At 60.8% G+C, this 18,498-nt stretch carries 14 protein-coding genes; 9 read left to right on the top strand and 5 right to left on the bottom strand.

Annotated features, from left to right (window positions below; translation table 11 throughout):
- On the bottom strand, window positions 1-1,251 hold the full coding sequence (locus tag K0H48_RS14410; protein ID WP_017137435.1) for a lipoprotein-releasing ABC transporter permease subunit: 1,251 nt from the start codon (window positions 1,249-1,251) through the stop codon (window positions 1-3).
- Window positions 1,252-1,345: 94 nt separating this feature from the next.
- Between K0H48_RS14410 and K0H48_RS14405 the strand changes: the two genes are divergently transcribed.
- On the top strand, window positions 1,346-1,924 hold the full coding sequence (locus K0H48_RS14405; protein ID WP_138816222.1) for a PilZ domain-containing protein: 579 nt from the start codon (window positions 1,346-1,348) through the stop codon (window positions 1,922-1,924).
- A gap of 44 nt (window positions 1,925-1,968) precedes the next feature.
- Complete coding sequence (locus tag K0H48_RS14400; protein ID WP_017137433.1) at window positions 1,969-2,691, top strand: glycerophosphodiester phosphodiesterase; 723 nt, start codon at window positions 1,969-1,971, stop codon at window positions 2,689-2,691.
- A gap of 42 nt (window positions 2,692-2,733) precedes the next feature.
- On the opposite strand, the gene sthA is transcribed toward K0H48_RS14400, so the two are convergent.
- Entirely contained in the window at window positions 2,734-4,128 is a 1,395-nt protein-coding gene (sthA, locus tag K0H48_RS14395; protein WP_003189670.1) for a Si-specific NAD(P)(+) transhydrogenase, read from the bottom strand.
- Window positions 4,129-4,363: 235 nt separating this feature from the next.
- Between sthA and K0H48_RS14390 the strand changes: the two genes are divergently transcribed.
- A complete protein-coding gene (locus K0H48_RS14390; protein WP_219268001.1) occupies window positions 4,364-4,906 on the top strand; it encodes a chalcone isomerase family protein in 543 nt (180 codons plus the stop codon).
- Window positions 4,907-5,180: 274 nt separating this feature from the next.
- Window positions 5,181-6,479, top strand: coding sequence for an MFS transporter (locus K0H48_RS14385; RefSeq protein WP_219268000.1), 1,299 nt, complete (start codon window positions 5,181-5,183; stop codon window positions 6,477-6,479).
- Window positions 6,480-6,640: 161 nt separating this feature from the next.
- On the opposite strand, the gene K0H48_RS14380 is transcribed toward K0H48_RS14385, so the two are convergent.
- The gene (locus K0H48_RS14380) at window positions 6,641-8,104 is read right to left on the bottom strand and encodes a glyceraldehyde-3-phosphate dehydrogenase (protein ID WP_138816225.1); all 1,464 of its coding nucleotides are present in this window, start codon (window positions 8,102-8,104) and stop codon (window positions 6,641-6,643) included.
- A 340-nt stretch (window positions 8,105-8,444) separates the two neighbouring features.
- Here K0H48_RS14380 and mfd point away from each other — a divergent pair, with 340 nt between their 5' ends.
- The 3 genes from mfd to K0H48_RS14365 are packed head-to-tail and all read left to right on the top strand — an operon-like array spanning window position 8,445 to window position 15,175.
- Window positions 8,445-11,894, top strand: coding sequence for a transcription-repair coupling factor (gene mfd / locus K0H48_RS14375; protein ID WP_219267999.1), 3,450 nt, complete (start codon window positions 8,445-8,447; stop codon window positions 11,892-11,894).
- Window positions 11,895-11,905: 11 nt separating this feature from the next.
- Window positions 11,906-12,475: a CsiV family protein gene (locus K0H48_RS14370; protein WP_219267998.1), complete on the top strand. Its 570-nt coding sequence runs from the start codon at window positions 11,906-11,908 to the stop codon at window positions 12,473-12,475.
- 9 nt (window positions 12,476-12,484) lie between these two features.
- Window positions 12,485-15,175: a DEAD/DEAH box helicase gene (locus K0H48_RS14365; RefSeq protein ID WP_219267997.1), complete on the top strand. Its 2,691-nt coding sequence runs from the start codon at window positions 12,485-12,487 to the stop codon at window positions 15,173-15,175.
- Between the two features lie 100 nt (window positions 15,176-15,275).
- Here the strand turns inward: K0H48_RS14365 and nagZ are convergent, their stop codons facing one another.
- Together nagZ and psrA are read right to left on the bottom strand one after the other, a co-directional pair.
- Complete coding sequence (nagZ, locus tag K0H48_RS14360) at window positions 15,276-16,286, bottom strand: beta-N-acetylhexosaminidase (RefSeq protein ID WP_219267996.1); 1,011 nt, start codon at window positions 16,284-16,286, stop codon at window positions 15,276-15,278.
- A 134-nt stretch (window positions 16,287-16,420) separates the two neighbouring features.
- Entirely contained in the window at window positions 16,421-17,128 is a 708-nt protein-coding gene (psrA, locus tag K0H48_RS14355; RefSeq protein ID WP_058419618.1) for a transcriptional regulator PsrA, read from the bottom strand.
- 263 nt (window positions 17,129-17,391) lie between these two features.
- On the opposite strand from psrA, the gene lexA reads away from it, so the two are divergent.
- Together lexA and sulA are read left to right on the top strand one after the other, a co-directional pair.
- Window positions 17,392-18,000, top strand: a complete 609-nt coding sequence (gene lexA / locus K0H48_RS14350; RefSeq protein WP_003172575.1) for a transcriptional repressor LexA — start codon at window positions 17,392-17,394, stop codon at window positions 17,998-18,000.
- A gap of 10 nt (window positions 18,001-18,010) precedes the next feature.
- Window positions 18,011-18,484, top strand: coding sequence for an SOS-induced cell division inhibitor SulA (sulA, locus tag K0H48_RS14345; protein ID WP_219267995.1), 474 nt, complete (start codon window positions 18,011-18,013; stop codon window positions 18,482-18,484).
- Window positions 18,485-18,498: the final 14 nt, after the last annotated feature.

Raw genomic sequence — 18,498 nt, 5'->3', positions numbered from 1 at the left:
TCACTCATAACGTAAGGCCTGTGCTGGCTGGGTGCGTGCCGCGCGCCAGGCTGGGTACAGGGTGGCAAGGAAACTCAATAGCAACGCGGCGCCGCCCACCATCAACACGTCCTGGGCCTGAACCTGGGACGGCAAGTAGTCGATGAAGTAGACGTCGGCGTTGAGAAACTTGTGACCGATGACTTTTTCCAGCGCGGCAATGGCGGCGCTGACGTTCAGCGCAGCCAGAATGCCGACGGCGGTGCCGATCAAGGTGCCGACCACGCCAATCACGGTGCCTTGCACCATAAAGATCGCCATGATCTGCCCTGGCGTGGCGCCAAGGGTGCGCAGGATGGCGATATCGCCCTTCTTGTCGTTCACCACCATCACCAGGGTGGAGATGATGTTGAACGCGGCCACGGCGACGATCAGCAGCAACAGCAGGCCGATCATGGCTTTTTCCATGCGGATGGCCTGGTAGAGGTTGCCGTGGGTGCGGGTCCAGTCGCGGGCGTAATACTGCGAGTCGCCCAGGTGCTGGGCGATTTCCCAGGCGCCGCGCGGTGCATCAAACAGGTCGTTGAACTTGAGGCGCAGGCCCTGCACCTGATCCGGCTGCCAGCGATGCAGGCGCGCCAGGTCGGTGAGGTTGGTAAGGCCCAGGTAGCCGTCGATTTCGCCGGCGCCGACGTGGAAGGTGCCGACCACGGTAAAGCGCTTCATGCGCGGGAACATGCCGGCCGGGGTGACGGTGACTTCCGGCGCAACGAAGGTCAGCTTGTCGCCGATGCCCACGCCGAGCTTGGCCGCAGCCTTGTCACCGATCACGATGCCGAAACTGCCGGGCGCCAGGTCGTCGAGTTTGCCCTGCAACATGAACTTGTCGATGATCGACACGTTACGTTCCTGGGCCGGGTCGACGCCATTGAGCAGGATCTTCTGCACCTTGCCGTCGTTGGTCAGCAGCCCCTGCATCTGGGTAAACGGCGCAACCGCCACCACCTTGGGGTTCTGCTTGACCTTGGCGGCCAGGCTTTGCCAGTCGTTGATGGGTTCATCGGACTCGATGGTCGCGTGGGGCACCATGCCCAGCACGCGGGTGCGCATCTCATGATCGAAGCCGTTCATCACCGACAGCACCACGATCATCACGACCACGCCCAAGGCGAGCCCGATCATCGAGGTCAAGGAAATGAACGACACAAAATGATTGCGGCGCTTTGCACGGGTATAACGCGTGCCGATAAATACGAAGAGAGGTCTGAACATGTCGGGGCTTGTTCGGAGGAAAAGAAGACGTCCCGGTGGCGGGGTCAGGTAAGCAGCTTTACACTCAGACCATTACCGCTACCTTGGGTTCGCCATGTCGACATTAGATGAAGAAGAACGCCGCGAATACTACCGTATCGACGACATGATCGCACTTCAAATCAGCACACTGTCTGCCCCGGAAGCGGCGAGCAAGGAAGTGTTGCTGGATGATTCCCCGCTGTTCAATCTGCTCAGCGAACTGCACCTCAGCGAATTCGAAGCCCAGCACCTGCTGCGCCAGATCAGCGAGAAAGATCGCAGCCTGGCGGCCTTTCTCAAAGTCCAGAACAAACGCCTGGACCTGCTCAGCCAGATCATGGCCCGTGGCCTGCTGGACGAGGTCGGTGCGCCTCAGCCGGTGATCATCTCCGAAGGCGGCATCGACTTCCAACACCCCACGCCGCTGGCGCCTGGCGCACACCTGGCGGTCAAGCTGGTGCTGATGCCCCAGGCGCTCGGCCTGTTGCTGCGCGCACGCGTCACCCATTGCGACCCCAAGGGCGATGGTTTTGACGTGGGCACGGAGTTCGAATCCATGACCGACGCCCAGCGCCAGTTGCTGGCGCGCTATATCCTGCAGAAACAGGCCCAGGAACGCCGTCTGGCGCGGGAACAAAGCGACGACCTCTGAATACGTATTGACTACGCCAGGCTATCTGGCGCAAAGGAGCAACTGTGACCCTGATTTACGGCCACCGCGGTGCCAAAGGCGAAGCACCGGAAAACACCCTGACCAGCTTTCAGGAGTGCCTCAAGCACGGTGTACGCCGTTGCGAACTGGACCTGCACCTGTCCATGGACGGCGAGTTGATGGTGATCCACGACCCGACCCTCAAGCGCACCGCCGACCGGCGCGGCAAGGTCGTCGAGTATTCAGCAGCCGACCTGGTGAAGATGGACGCGCGCAAAGGTGGCCCAGGCTGGGTCAAGCCGTGCCCGATTCCGCGCCTGGAAGAACTGTTCGAACAGTGCGACTTCGATCACTGGCAGCTGGAAGTCAAAAGCGCCTCGCGCACCCGCGCCGCGACCACCGTGTTGGCGATCCGCGAGATGGCCGTGCGCCATGGCCTGATGGACAAGGTCACCGTGACCTCAAGTTCGCGGGAAGTATTGAAAGCTGCAGTGGAACTCACCCCGGACCTGTCACGCGGCCTGGTGGCCGAATACGCCTGGCTCGACCCGTTGAAGGTCGCGCAGAACTACGGCTGTGAGTACTTGGCATTGAACTGGACGCTGTGCACCCCCGAGCGTCTGGAAAAAGCCCAGCGCCAGGGTTTGCACGTGTCCGTGTGGACGGTCAACGAACCTGCGCTGATGCGCAGGCTCGCCGACTTCGGCGTAGATAGCCTGATTACAGACTTTCCCGGTTTGGCCACTGCCACCCTCGAGAATTACTGAAATCGGTCTCCCCGGCCGGCTCAGGCCACCGGCCGGAGCCGCTCAAAAAAGCCGGTTGAGGCCGTCGTAGGCCGCTACCCGATAGGCTTCGGCCATGGTCGGGTAGTTGAATGTGGTGTTCACAAAATACTTGAGGGTATTTTGCTCACCCGGCTGGTTCATGATCGCCTGGCCGATGTGCACAATCTCCGAGGCCTGGTAGCCGAAGCAATGCACACCGAGCACCTCAAGGGTTTCACGGTGGAACAGAATCTTCAGCATGCCTTGCGGCTCACCGGCGATCTGCGCACGCGCCATGCTCTTGAAGAACGCCTTGCCGACTTCGTAAGGCACCTTGGCCTTGGTCAGTTCGTGCTCGTTCTTGCCAATCGAGCTGATCTCGGGAATCGTGTAGATCCCGGTCGGCACGTCGTTCACGTAGCGCCAGCTGCCATTGTCGACGATGCTGCCGGCGGCCGAACGGCCTTGGTCATGGGCAGCACTGGCCAGGCTCGGCCAGCCGATCACGTCACCGGCACCGTAGATGTTCGGTACGCAGGTGCGGTAGTTCTCGTCCACTTCGATCTGGCCACGGCTGTTGACCTTGACCCCGATGTTTTCCATGCCCAGCTTGTCGGTGTTGCCGGTACGGCCGTTGCACCACAGTAAGGCGTCAGCCTTGATCTTCTTGCCGGACTTGAGGTGCAGAATCACGCCGTTATCCAGGCCTTCGACCCGCTCGTACTCTTCGTTGTGGCGCACAGTGATGTTGTTGTTGCTGAAGTGGTAGCTCAACGCCTGGGAGATTTCCGAGTCGAGGAAGCTCAGCAACTGGTCGCGGTTGTCGACCAGCTCCACCAACACACCCAGGCCGCTGAAGATCGAGGCGTATTCACAGCCGATCACGCCGGCGCCATAGATGATCAGTTTGCGCGGGGTGTGGCCCAGGCTCAGGATGGTGTCGCTATCGTAGATACGCGGGTGGTGGAAATCGATATCCGCCGGGCGATACGGGCGCGAACCGGTGGCGATGATGATGTGTTTGGCCACCAGTTTTTCGACCACGCCGTTGGCGCAGACCACTTCGACAGTTTGCTCGTCGGCGAAACTGCCGGTGCCGAAGAACAGGTCGACGCGGTTACGCGCGTAGTAGCCGGTACGCGACGCGACTTGCTTGGAGATGACTTTCTCGGCGCTTTTAAGCACGTCCGGGAACGAGAACCAGCGCGGCTCACCAATGGCCCGGAACATCGGGTTGGTGTTGAACTGCATGATCTGGCGCACCGAGTGACGCAAGGCTTTGGACGGGATGGTACCCAGGTGGGTGCAGTTACCGCCGACCTGGCGACGGCTATCGACCATCGCCACCTTGCGCCCCGCTTTGGCGGCGTTCATTGCCGCACCTTCTCCAGCCGGGCCGGAACCCAGTACCACTACGTCGTAGTTGTAGACAGCCATGCGTACTCCTCAGAACAGGCCAGGCGTACGGTTGGACGCCTGGCTAAATCATGCCGCGGCCAGCGGGCATGAAGGAAATTTTTGGCTCAAGTGTGTGAGCCGGGGCACAGTCTATATAAGCCTCAACGCCGCGCACATTAACCCTTGGTCGCGTCGTAGGCCAGTCTTGCCTTTACTACAGGAACTGCAAACTGGCATTACACTGCTGACACGCACCTTCGCAGGCGGGGCCATTATGCGGCATGTGCTTTTCTGTTTAATGATGATTTTTTCGCTTGCGGTGCACGCCAGTGAGGCGGATCGGCTCAAACAGGCTGGCTTCCCGGCGCAGTCTCATGAACTGGCGCTGAAAAACCAGGCGGTGCTGGTGTATCTCTGGGCGGATGTGTACGCAGCCGCGCTGTACGCTCCAGCTGATATAAGCGCCAAACAGGCCTGGGACCAGCAAAAGGCTGTGCGCCTGGCGCTGTATTACTTTCGCGACATCGACCGCAATGATGTGATCAGGGCCGCTACGACCACCCTCGATCGCCAGCAAAGCGCTGCAACCCTCGCCCGCCTGAAGCCCGAGCTGGACCAACTGCACGCCAGTTTCCGCAACATTCGTAGCGGCGATCGTTATGCCCTGGATTTTCGCCCTGGGCGTGGGTTGAACCTGAAGATCAATGAGAAGGTGGTGTTCAGCAGCCGTGATGATGAATTGGCAAAGGCCTACCTCGGTATCTGGCTGGCGCCAAAAGGCCTGTCGGACAGCCTGCGCAACGCCCTCCTGAATTAACCCCCGCCTCCAAAAACACCCAATAACCCCTGTGGGAGCTGGCTTGCCTGCGATAGCGGTGTATCAGCCAGCAAATAAATGGCTGACCCACCGCTATCGCAGGCAAGCCCGCTCCCACATTTGATTTTCGTTGCCCTCGACAACTGCGCATTTAGTCAGCTTGCTATCAATTTTTATTGCCCGTACTGGCCAATACACATATGGTTACAAAACTGCAGCAAGGACGAGTGATGACCAGGGATCACTAATAAGACAGCCAAGATGAGTGCATGACATGTCCACCACAACGGGCAAAGGCAAGGCGATTTTTCGCGTTGTCAGCGGCAACTTCCTCGAAATGTTCGACTTCATGGTCTACGGCTTCTACGCCACAGCCATTGCCAAAACCTTCTTCCCCAGCGACAGCGCCTTCGCCTCGCTGATGCTATCGCTGGCGACCTTCGGCGCCGGTTTCCTGATGCGGCCACTGGGCGCAATCTTCCTGGGTGCCTACATCGACCGCCACGGCCGTAAAAAAGGCCTGGTCATTACCTTGGCCATGATGGCTGCAGGCACCATCCTCATCGCCTGTGTGCCCGGCTACGCCACCCTGGGCGTCGCGGCGCCGTTGCTGGTGCTGTTTGGCCGGTTGCTGCAAGGCTTCTCTGCCGGCGTCGAGCTGGGCGGTGTGTCGGTGTACCTGGCGGAAATCGCCACGCCGGGCCGCAAGGGCTTTTTTGTCAGCTGGCAGTCCGCCAGCCAGCAGGCTGCGGTGGTGTTCGCCGGTTTGCTCGGCGTGGGCCTCAACCACTGGCTCAGCCCGGAAGACATGGGCGACTGGGGCTGGCGCGTGCCGTTCCTGATCGGCTGCCTGATCGTGCCGGTGATCTTCGTGATTCGCCGTTCGCTGGAAGAAACCCCTGAGTTCCAGGCACGTAAACACCGCCCTACCCTGCAGGAAATCGTGCGTTCGATCGGTCAGAACTTCGGCATCGTCATCGCCGGCATGGCGCTTGTGGTGATGACCACCGTGTCGTTCTACCTGATCACCGCCTACACGCCGACCTTCGGCAAGGCCGAACTGCACTTGTCTGACTTCGATGCATTGCTGGTGACGGTGTGCGTGGGCATTTCCAACTTCATCTGGCTGCCGGTGATGGGCGCTGTGTCCGACAAGATCGGGCGCAAACCCTTATTGCTGGCGGCGACGATTCTGGCGATTCTCACGGCGTACCCGGCGCTGTCGTGGCTGGTGGCGAATCCGAGTTTCAGCCATTTGCTGATTGTGCTGCTGTGGCTGTCGTTCCTGTATGGCTCGTACAACGGGGCGATGGTGGTGGCGCTTACCGAGATCATGCCGATTGAAGTGCGCACCACCGGGTTTTCGCTGGCTTATAGCCTGGCGACCGCGACCTTTGGTGGGTTTACGCCGGCGGCCTGTACTTATTTGATCCATGTGCTGGATAACAAGGCGGCGCCGGGGATTTGGCTGAGTGGTGCGGCGGTGTTGGGGCTGATTGCGACGTTGGTGCTGTTTAAAGGCAATCGGCATGAACTGCGGACGGCGCAGGCTTCGGTGGTTGGCGGAGCTTGATAGACCGCTATCGCAGGCAAGCCAGCTCCCACATTTGACGGTGTTCACAATTCAAATGTGGGAGCTGGCTTGCCTGCGATGAGGCCCTGACATTCAATACAAAACCAACAGACACAAAAAAGCCCCGAACCAGTCGGGGCTTTTTCATTTAGCGCAAAGGTTTAGCGCGGGAATGCAGGCGGGTTAACCCCGGCCATGTCTTCCATCACACGAACCACTTGGCAGCTGTAACCGAACTCGTTGTCGTACCACACGTACAGCACAACGCGGTTGTCCTGGGTAATGGTCGCTTCAGCGTCGACCACGCCGGCGTGGCGCGAGCCTACGAAGTCGGTGGACACCACTTCCTGCGAGTTAACGAAGTCGATCTGCTTATGCAGGTCGGAGTGCAGCGCCATGTAGCGCAGGTACTCGTTCATCTCTTCGCGGGTGGCGGCTTTCTCAAGGTTGAGGTTGAGAATGGCCATCGACACGTTCGGCGTCGGTACGCGGATAGCGTTACCGGTCAGCTTGCCGGCCAGCTCAGGCAGGGCCTTGGCAGCAGCGGTGGCGGCACCGGTCTCGGTGATCACCATGTTCAGCGCGGCGCTACGGCCACGGCGATCGCCCTTGTGGAAGTTGTCGATCAGGTTCTGGTCGTTGGTGTACGAGTGAACTGTTTCAACGTGGCCGTTAACGATGCCGAACTTGTCATTCACAGCTTTCAGCACCGGCACGATGGCGTTGGTGGTGCAGGAAGCAGCGGACACGATCTTGTCGTCAGCGGTGATTTCGCCGTGGTTGATACCGTGCACGATGTTCTTGAGCTTGCCCTTGCCAGGCGCAGTCAGCACAACGCGGTCGATACCTGGGCAGGCCAGGTGTTGGCCCAGGCCTTCGGCATCACGCCATACGCCGGTGTTGTCCACCAGCAGCGCGTCTTTGATGCCGTACTGGGTGTAATCCACCTCGGCCGGGTTCTTCGCGTAGATCACCTGGATCAGGTTACCGTTGGCGGTGATGGTGTTGTTTTCTTCGTCGATGACGATGGTGCCGTTGAACGGGCCGTGCACCGAGTCGCGACGCAGCAGGCTGGCGCGCTTGGTCAGGTCGTTCTCGGCGCCTTTGCGCACCACGATGGCACGCAAGCGCAGGCCGTCGCCGCCACCGGTTTTTTCGATCAGGATGCGCGCCAGCAGGCGGCCGATACGACCGAAGCCGTACAACACCACGTCGGTGCCTTTGCGGGCAGCGGCGTTTTGCTGGCCAACCACTTCGGCCATTTCTTCACGCACGAACTGCTCGGCGCTGCGGCCCGCACCTTCTTTGCGGAACTTGTAAGCCAACTTGCCCAGGTCTACCGAAGCCGCGCCGAGCTTGAGCTCGCTCATGGCTTTAAGCAGTGGGAATGTTTCGTGGACGGAGAGTTCGCTGTCGTCGGCGGAACGGTGACGCGCAAAGCGGTGCGCTTTGAGAATCGCGATGACAGACTGGTTGATCAGGCTGCGGCCATAGATCGAGCTCACCACATTGTTATTGCGGTACAGCTGACCGATAAGCGGAATCATCGCTTCAGCGAGTGCTTCACGGTCGATCCATTCACCAAGACACTGGTCGGGCTTCTGAGTCACGGGAACCTTCCACATGTAGGGGCAGAAAAAAGGGGCTACATTATGTCGTCCGACTGCCCGTTGAGCAATGCGCCGACCGCAACAAAAAGCCCTTGCAAAAAAATACCACCCGGCTACAGGCCAGTAAATACGCGGGTTCCAGAAGGCCACCCATGCCGCGATAGTGCCAACTTGTCCGTAACCCTCCGAAACATCCGCGCGAAATGGCACTACATATTGAGTCAAAACCCTCGATTGTTTGTCTTAGCCACTACATTTCCTGCAAACCGTAATAGGCTCAGTCAGCAACTGACAGGCGGCACCTTGGGCCGCTACAATTACCGACTTTGTCGCAACGCTTGGAGCTCAACCTTCCGTGCCCGTTCTGCGTCTACCGCTTCTCCCTGCTGCGGCAGGTAAACAGCACTGGGGCAACCTGCCCGGTGCCGCCCTGAGCCTGGCCATTGCCGAGGCTGCCAGCGCAGCCAAGCGCTTTACCCTGCTGCTCACCGCCGACAGCCAAAGCGCCGAGCGGCTGGAGCAGGAGCTGAGCTTCTTCGCCCCCGATTTGCCGGTGCTGCATTTCCCCGACTGGGAAACCCTGCCCTACGACCTGTTCTCGCCGCACCAGGACATCATTTCCCAGCGCATCGCCAGCCTCTACCGCCTGCCGGAACTGGCCCACGGTGTGCTGGTGGTGCCTATCACCACCGCCCTGCACCGCCTGGCGCCGACCAAGTTCCTGCTCGGCAGCAGCCTGGTGCTGGATGTCGGCCAGAAGCTCGACGTGGAGCAGATGCGCACGCGCCTGGAAGCCAGCGGCTACCGTTGCGTCGAAACCGTGTACGAACACGGCGAGTTCGCGGTGCGCGGTGCGTTGATCGACTTGTTCCCGATGGGCAGCAAACTGCCGTACCGCATCGACCTGTTCGATGACGAAATCGAGACGCTGCGCACCTTCGACCCGGACAACCAGCGCTCCATCGACAAAGTAGAGTCGATCAAGCTGCTGCCGGCGCGCGAGTTCCCGCTGCAAAAAGACGCGGTCACGCGCTTTAAGGCGCGCTTTCGCGAACGCTTCGACGTCGACTTCCGCCGCTGCCCGATCTTTCAGGATTTAAGCAGCGGAATTACTCCGGCCGGTATCGAGTACTACCTGCCGCTGTTCTTCGACGAAACGTCCACGCTGTTCGATTACCTGCCCGCAGACACCCAAGTGTTCTCGCTGCCCGGCATCGAACAGGCCGCAGAAAACTTCTGGAACGATGTGCGCAACCGCTACGAAGAGCGCCGCGTCGATCCGTCACGGCCTTTATTGCCGCCCGCCGAATTGTTCCTGCCGGTGGAAGACTGCTTCGCCCGCCTGAAAAACTGGCCACGCGTGGTCGCCAGCCAACAGGACGTGGACGCAGGCGGTGGCCGCGAACGTTTCCCGGCGAGCACGTTGCCGGACTTGGCGATCCAGGCCAAAGCCACCCAGCCACTGGAAGCACTGTCGAATTTCCTCGGCGATTTCCCTGGCCGTGTGCTGTTTACCGCCGAATCCGCCGGCCGTCGCGAAGTGCTGCTGGAGTTGCTGGAACGCCTGAAGCTGCGCCCGAAAACCGTCGACAGCTGGCCGGACTTTGTGAAAAGCAAAGAGCGCCTGGCAATCACCATTGCGCCGCTGGACGAAGGCTTGTTACTGGACGACCCGGCGCTGGCACTCATCGCCGAGAGCCCGCTGTTCGGCCAGCGCGTGATGCAGCGCCGTCGCCGTGAAAAACGCGCCGATGCCAACAATGACGCGGTGATCAAGAACCTTACCGAACTGCGCGAAGGCGCGCCGGTGGTGCATATCGACCACGGCGTGGGCCGCTACCTGGGCCTGCAGACCCTGGAGATCGACAACCAGGCCGCCGAATTCCTCACCATGGAATACGCCGAAGGCGCCAAGCTCTACGTGCCGGTAGCCAGCCTGCACCTGATTGCGCGCTACACTGGCAGCGATGACGCGCTGGCGCCGTTGCACCGCCTGGGCTCCGAGACCTGGCAGAAAGCCAAACGCAAGGCCGCCGAACAGGTGCGCGACGTGGCGGCCGAGTTGCTCGACATCTATGCCCGCCGCGCCGCACGCGAAGGCTATGCGTTCGCCGACCCGAAAGCCGACTACGCCACGTTCAGCGCCGGCTTCGCCTTCGAAGAAACCCCCGACCAGCAAACCACCATCGAAGCGGTGCGCGCCGACATGCTCGCGCCCAAGCCGATGGACCGCCTGGTCTGCGGCGACGTGGGCTTCGGCAAAACCGAAGTGGCCATGCGCGCAGCCTTTATTGCGGTGCACGGTGGCAAGCAAGTGGCGATTCTGGTGCCGACCACCCTGCTCGCCCAGCAACACTACAACAGCTTCCGCGACCGTTTTGCCGACTGGCCGGTGAGCGTGGAAGTGATGAGCCGCTTCAAGTCCGCCAAGGAAGTGAACGCCGCCGTCGCCGACTTGGCCGAGGGCAAGATTGATATCGTGATCGGCACGCACAAGCTGCTGTCGGATGACGTGAAGATCAAGAACCTGGGCCTGGTGATCATCGACGAAGAACACCGCTTCGGTGTGCGTCAAAAAGAGCAACTGAAAAACCTGCGCAGTGAAGTCGACATTCTTACGCTCACCGCGACGCCGATCCCACGCACGCTGAACATGGCGGTATCGGGCATGCGCGACCTGTCGATCATTGCCACGCCGCCGGCGCGGCGTTTGTCGGTGCGCACCTTTGTGATGGAGCAGAACAAAAGCACGGTCAAGGAAGCCTTGTTGCGTGAACTGCTGCGCGGCGGGCAGGTTTACTACCTGCACAACGACGTGAAGACCATCGAGAAATGCGCCGCCGACCTCGCCGAACTGGTGCCGGAAGCGCGCATCGCCATCGGCCACGGGCAGATGCGCGAGCGCGAACTCGAACAAGTCATGAGCGACTTCTACCACAAGCGCTTCAACGTGCTGATCGCCTCGACCATCATCGAGACCGGCATTGACGTGCCGAGCGCCAACACCATCATCATCGAGCGCGCCGACAAGTTCGGCCTGGCACAATTGCACCAACTGCGTGGCCGTGTGGGCCGTAGTCACCACCAAGCCTATGCCTACCTGCTGACACCGCCGCGCCAACAGATCACCTCCGATGCCGAAAAGCGCCTGGAAGCGATCGCCAACACCCAGGACCTCGGTGCCGGTTTTGTGCTGGCCACCAACGACCTGGAAATCCGTGGCGCCGGCGAACTGCTCGGCGACGGCCAGAGCGGGCAGATCCAGGCGGTGGGTTTCACCCTGTATATGGAGATGCTCGAGCGCGCGGTAAAAGCCATCCGCAAGGGCGAACAACCGAACCTCGACCAACCCTTGGGCGGCGGCCCGGAAATCAACCTGCGCTTGCCGGCGTTGATTCCCGAGGACTACCTGCCGGACGTGCATGCGCGGCTGATTCTGTACAAGCGCATCGCCTCGGCCACCGACGAAGAAGGCCTCAAGGACCTGCAGGTGGAGATGATCGACCGTTTCGGCCTGCTGCCCGAACCGACCAAGAACCTGGTGCGCCTGACGCTGCTGAAATTGCAGGCCGAACAGCTGGGTATCAAGAAGGTCGACGCCGGGCCACAAGGTGGGCGCATCGAGTTCGAGGCGCAAACGCCGGTGGACCCATTGGTGCTGATCAAGCTGATTCAGGGCCAACCCAACCGCTACAAGTTCGAAGGGGCTACGCTGTTCAAATTCATGGTGCCGATGGAGCGTGCCGAAGAACGCTTTAATACCCTGGAGGCGCTGTTTGAGCGCCTCATCCCGAAATCTGCTTGAAGGACGCCCCCATGCGCCTGTTCCGCATTCTGAGCTTAGTGTTGGTGGTGGTCGCACCTTCGGCGTTTGCCGACAGCCCGTACCTGGTGGAAATGATCCTGGTGCGCCAGAACGCCGAGCCGGTGATCAATAGCCGCGCTGCGCCGGAAAACTGGGATGCCGGCGCGGCGCGGCTGCCGACCGACAAGCTCAGCCCACCGCGGCTGGGCAACATCATCGACAAGCTGAGTGCGGACAACAGTTACACCGTATTGCTGCACCGCGCCTGGGATCAAAACCTCGGTGAACAACCAGTGAAGCTGGCCATTACCGACGGCCAGGAGCAGTTCGGCCAGTTCCCCATCGAGGGCACGCTGAACCTGCAGCTTGGGCGCTTTACCGATATCGACGCGGACTTCTGGATCAACCAGTTCGACGCCAACGGCAGCGTGATTGCCAGCGAACACTTGAGCCAGCAGGACGTGCGCACCAAGAACAACCAACTCAATTACCTGGATGGCGGCCACTTGGCGCTGCTGATCAAGATCACGTCGCTGACCGCCAAACCACCCAGTGCGCCACCGCCCGACATTCAGGACTGATCCAGCGCCATGCCCCTGACGTCGTCATTGACCAAACCCCTGGCCCCTTCGTGGGCCAATCGCTTTAAAGAGCAAAGCCTTGAGCGCGGGCGGCGCTACGCCCTGGAAAACCGCGTGCGCATCGTCGAGTCCGGCGACAGCACCATCATCGCCAGCTGCGAAGGCTCGGGCGGCAATGTTTACCGACAAACCATCTCGCTGCGCGAATCGGCCAAGGGCACGCTGATCCTGGTGGACAGCCGCTGCACGTGCCCGGTACACACCAACTGCAAACACATCGCGGCAGTGCTGCTCAAGGTCCAGGAAACCCTGGCCTACCCGGCCGCTGCGCAAGATGCCGAGCTGCTGGAAAAACTCCAGGCCGTGCTGGATAACCGCGTGGTGCTGCCACAAGTGGTGATGGAAGAGGTGCGGCCGGTGCCGCGCCTGTGGCTGGCCAGCGTGGAGTTCAGTGCGTTTGAACCGCGTAATGGCAAGATGCAGCGCTATATCCAGCACCGTGCGGCGCTGTCGTTCAATTACCTGGGCAACTATGTCAGCGGCCAGAAAAACGCCGACATCGTCGTGCGCCAGGAAACCCAGAGCCTGCGAATCAAGCGCCATCCGGAGCTGGAGCAACCCTATCGCGAACAACTGCGCCTGCTGGGCTTCAAGATCGCCACGCGCCAGAGCAAGGCGCTGCCGGAGAGTGCCGGCGAGCTGTTCGAGATGGTCAATGACAGCGCCTGGTTGAACTTCACCCTCAACGCCTCGCCCACCTTGCGCGCCGAGGGCTGGGAGTTGCAGGTCGATGAAGATTTCGGCTTCGACTTGAGTACCGTCGATGACTGGTACGCCACCGTCGACGAAGGCCCGGAACGCGACTGGTTCGACCTGGAGCTGGGGATTATCGTCAATGGCGAGCGCCTGAGCCTGTTGCCGATTTTGCTCAACCTGATGCGCTCCCACACCGAAATCCTCAACCCGGAAAAACTCGCCCGACGCCGTGACGACGAGCTGATCCTGGTGAATATTCCCGGCCTGCCCAACGGCCACGGCCCGTTGCAAGTGGCGTTGCCCTACGGTCGACTCAAGCCGGTGCTGGCCACCCTTGGCGAGTTTTACCTACAGGAAACCGGCACCACCAGCTTGCGCCTGGCCAAAGCCGACGCCATTCGCCTGAACCCGCTGGAAGACCTGCCGCTGCAATGGGAAGGCGGCGAGAAGATCCGCAACTTCGCCCAGCGCCTGCGCGACATCAAGGACTTCACCTGCGTGGCACCCGAGGGTTTGAACGCGACCTTGCGCCCGTATCAACTGGAAGGCTTGAGCTGGATGCAGTCGCTGCGCCAGCTTGATGTGGGCGGGATTCTTGCCGATGACATGGGCCTGGGCAAAACCCTGCAGACCCTGGCGCATATCCTCAGCGAAAAAGCCGCCGGGCGCCTCGACCGGCCGTGCATGGTGGTGATGCCCACCAGCCTGATTCCCAACTGGCTCGACGAAGCCGCGCACTTCACACCGCAACTACGGGTGCAGGCCCTATACGGCGCTGGCCGTAAGAAACATTTCGCCAACCTGCAGGACTATGACCTGCTGCTGACCACCTACGCGCTGCTGCCAAAAGACATCGACATACTCGCCGCCCAGCCCTTGCATGTGCTGATCCTCGATGAGGCCCAGTACATCAAGAACCCCAACAGCAAGGCTGCCCAGGCCGCGCGCGAGCTCAATGCGCGCCAGCGCCTGTGCCTGAGCGGCACACCGCTGGAAAACCACCTGGGCGAGCTGTGGTCGCTGTTCCACTTCCTGCTGCCGGGCTGGCTGGGTGACGTCAAAAGCTTCAACCGTGATTACCGCGTGCCCATCGAAAAGCGCGCCAGTGAGGTGCGACTGCAGCACCTCAACGGTCGGATAAAACCCTTCCTGCTGCGCCGCACCAAAGAGCAGGTAGCCACCGAGCTGCCGCCCAAGACCGAGATCATCCACTGGGTCGACCTCAACGAGGCCCAGCGCGACGTGTACGAAACCATGCGCCTGGCCATGGACAAGAAGGTGCGCGACGAAATCACCCGCAAGGGCGTGGCGCGCAGCCAGATCATCATTCTTGAAGCGCTGCTCAAGTTGCGCCAGGTGTGCTGCGACCTGCGCCTGGTCAACGACGCCACCCTGCCCGCCCGTGGCAGCAGCTCGGGCAAACTCGACAGCCTGCTGGAGATGCTCGAAGAGCTGTTTGCCGAAGGGCGCCGGATATTGTTGTTCTCGCAGTTCACCTCGATGCTGAGCCTGATCGAAGCCGAACTTCAAAAGCGCGGTGTGGCTTACGCACTGCTCACCGGCCAGACCCGCGACCGGCGCACGCCAGTGAAGGATTTCCAGAGCGGTAAGCTGCAGATTTTTCTGATCAGCCTGAAGGCGGGTGGCGTCGGTTTGAACCTGACCGAGGCCGACACCGTGATCCACTATGATCCGTGGTGGAACCCGGCGACGGAAAACCAGGCGACCGACCGTGCGTATCGCATCGGGCAAGAGAAGCCGGTGTTCGTCTACAAAATGATCGCGCGAGGCACGGTGGAGGAGAAAATCCAACACCTGCAGAAGGAAAAGTCTGACTTGGCGGCAGGCGTGCTGGATGGACGCACGACCGGGGATTGGCAGTTGGGTAATGAGGATATTGAGGCGTTGTTTGCACCGTTGCCCAATAAGCAAGAGAAGCGCTGACGGTTAGATCGCTATCGCAGGCAAGCCAGCTCCCACCTTTGATTTGTGAATACATTCAAGGGTGGGAGCTGGCTTGCCTGCGATGGCAGCAACGCGGTTGTCAGTCGATCAACTGAGCATCCCGCAACGCGGTAAGCGCCAACAACCAACGCGGGTCCTGCTTATAGTCCGTAGAGGCAATCGCCTGCCCACGCATCCGCGCAATCCGCGCCGATGGCGTCACCTTCATGCGCTGCGCCGCAGTCAGTGCCAGCTCCGCAGCGGCGCGGTCATTGCACACCAAGCCCATATCACACCCAGCCGTCAGCGCCGCTTCGATACGGCTGGCCGCATCACCGACCACATGCGCACCGGCCATGGACAGGTCATCACTGAAAATCACCCCGTCAAATTGCAGCTCGCCACGCAAAATGTCCTGCAACCAGCGACGCGAGAAACCGGCGGGCTGGGCGTCCACTTGCGGATAAATCACGTGAGCCGGCATCACCGCCGCCAATTGCTTGCTCAGGCGTGCGAAAGGCACCAGGTCATTTGCGCGAATCTGCTCCAGGCTGCGTTCATCATTGGGAATCGCGACGTGGGAGTCCGCCTCGGCCCAGCCGTGGCCCGGGAAGTGTTTGCCAGTGGCAGCCATGCCGGCACTGTTCATGCCGCGAATGAACGCGCCCGCGAGCACGGCAGCGCGCTCCGGGTCGCCCTCGAAGGAACGGGTGCCGACCACGGCGCTGCGCTGATAGTCGAGGTCCAGCACCGGGGCGAAGCTCAGGTCGAGCCCGACCGCCAGCACTTCAGTGGCCATGATCCAGCCGCACTGCTCGGCCAGGTATTCGGCATTCGGCTTGTCCGCCAGCAGACGCATGGCCGGCAGGCGTACAAAACCCTGGCGCAAGCGCTGCACACGACCGCCTTCCTGATCGACCGCCAGCAGCAGGTCGGGGCGCACCGCGCGAATCGCCGCGCTCAATTCGCGCACTTGCCGTGGGTGCTCGATATTGCGCGCAAAAATGATCAACCCGCCCACCTCAGGCTGGCGCAACAACTGGCGATCCTCGGCCGTCAGCCAAGTACCGGCCACATCGACCATTAACGAACCTTGCAGGGCAGCAGTCATAAACCTTCCTTAAATAACGCACACAACCCGTTGCCCTCACTTGGCGCAATAAGCGCAGCGAGCACAACGGGTTGCGAGTAAATAGCTGAAATCGGCATGGCGGCTAGCTTAGCCGCCGCGCACACCTGGGGCAATCACGCCTTGGCGACGGCCGGTGTGGACTTGCTGCGCGGGCGCAGTTGCGCGGCGGCCATGGCCGGGTCGGTCACGCCGGTTTCGGCACGCATGCCGGCGGCAAGGAACGGCACCATCAGGCGCATCACTTGTTCGATGGACGTGTTGACACCGAAATCGGTCTCGGCAATCGCGCGCAAGGCTTTGATGCCGGACATGCTGAACGCGGCGGCGCCAAGCATGAAGTGCACACGCCAGAACAATTCGATCGGCGGAATACGCGGGGCGGCTTCGTTGACCAGCAACATATAGCGGCGGAACACCTTGCCGTACATATCTTCCAGGTAACGGCGCAAGTGGCCCTGGCTCTGACTGAAGGCCAGCCCTAAAAGACGCATGAAGATCGACAGGTCATTGCCGCTGCGCGGTTGAACCACCAGCGCTTGCTCAACCAGGATTTCCAGCAGGTCTTCCAGGCTTGGCTTGTTTTCGGGCTTGGTCTGGCGACGCTCCAGCTCACGGTCGAGGCTGGCGCAGAACGGCCCCAGGAAGCGTGAGAACACCGCCTGGATCAGGGCTTTTTTCGAGCCGAAATGATAGTTCACGGCGGCGAGGTTAACCCCAGCCTTGCTGGTGATCAGCCGCAATGAAGTTTCAGCAAATCCTTTTTCCGCGAACAATTGCTCGGCAGCATCGAGAATGCGTTCAACGGTTTCCGACTGGGCCATGGCTACTCCGCCTGACAAACACTTGTTTGAAACATACGTTTCAGGGTGTGTCTTGTCAAGCCTGGAAGGCCGCTTTCCGGCCGGGCAGTCATCTATTTCATGCCTATTTAATCACATCCCTGCCGCTCTGTAGGCAGCGCCGTCTATGCCTTGTAGGAAGGATGACAGATGACCGTCCAGCGGAGTGCCAAAAAAGGATGATTGCCAAGCGCAGTTCACTGTATATAATCCCAGTCACTGTATAAAAAGACAGAGCGATCAACATGCTAAAACTGACGCCACGCCAAGCTGAGATTCTGGCTTTTATCAAGCGCTGCCTCGACGACAACGGCTACCCGCCGACGCGAGCGGAAATTGCGCTGGAACTGGGGTTCAAGTCCCCCAACGCCGCCGAAGAACACCTCAAGGCCCTCGCCCGCAAAGGCGCGATCGAGATGACCCCGGGTGCTTCACGCGGTATCCGTATCCCTGGTTTTGAAGCCAAGGCCGACGAATCGACCCTGCCGATCATCGGCCGCGTCGCCGCCGGTGCGCCGATCCTGGCGCAGCAGCACGTCGAAGAGTCCTGCAACATCAACCCGACCTTCTTCCATCCACGTGCCGACTACCTGTTGCGCGTACACGGCATGAGCATGAAGGACGTGGGCATTTTCGACGGTGATCTGCTGGCCGTCCACACCACTCGCGAAGCCCGTAATGGCCAGATCGTCGTCGCCCGTATCGGCGATGAAGTCACCGTCAAACGCTTCAAGCGCGAAGGCAGCAAGGTCTGGCTCCTGGCCGAGAACCCTGAGTTCGCCCCGATTGAAGTGAACCTGAAAGATCAGGACCTGGTGATCGAAGGCTTGAGCGTCGGCGTCATTCGCCGCTAAAGGAGGCACCATGCAGCTCGTGCACACCCCGCAACATACACAACTGTCGCTGTTCGAGGCCTTTATGGCCCAACCCCTTGCGCCCATCCTCAAGGAAACGGTCGAGGCCCCTTGGGGCTGCGAACCTGAGGCGTTCAGTGAGCTGTCGTTGCGCGGTGCTGCCGGGAGCTGCCTGAGCCTGCTGGCGCCGATCCTTCGCGAATTGAGCGAAGAGCAGGACGCGCGCTGGCTGACGCTGATCGCCCCGCCCGCCAGCCTGACCCAGGCCTGGCTGCGGGACGCAGGCCTCAACCGTGAGCGCATCCTGCTGCTGCAACCACGCGGCGCGCAAAGCGCTCAGCAACTGACGTGCGAAGCCTTGCGCCTGGGGCGTAGCCATACGGTAGTGAGCTGGTTGAACCCGCTGAATGCGGCCGCCAAGCAGCAACTGATCAGCGCCGCGCGCACGGGCGATGCGCAGAGTTTGAATATTCGATTGGGGTAATGGGGTCTGATGCA

It is taken from the genome of Pseudomonas sp. Xaverov 259 (genome assembly GCF_019352915.1).
GTDB lineage: Bacteria > Pseudomonadota > Gammaproteobacteria > Pseudomonadales > Pseudomonadaceae > Aquipseudomonas.
The sequence above is the reverse complement of the archived record's forward strand: the minus strand, read 5'-3'. Positions and strand labels throughout refer to the sequence as shown.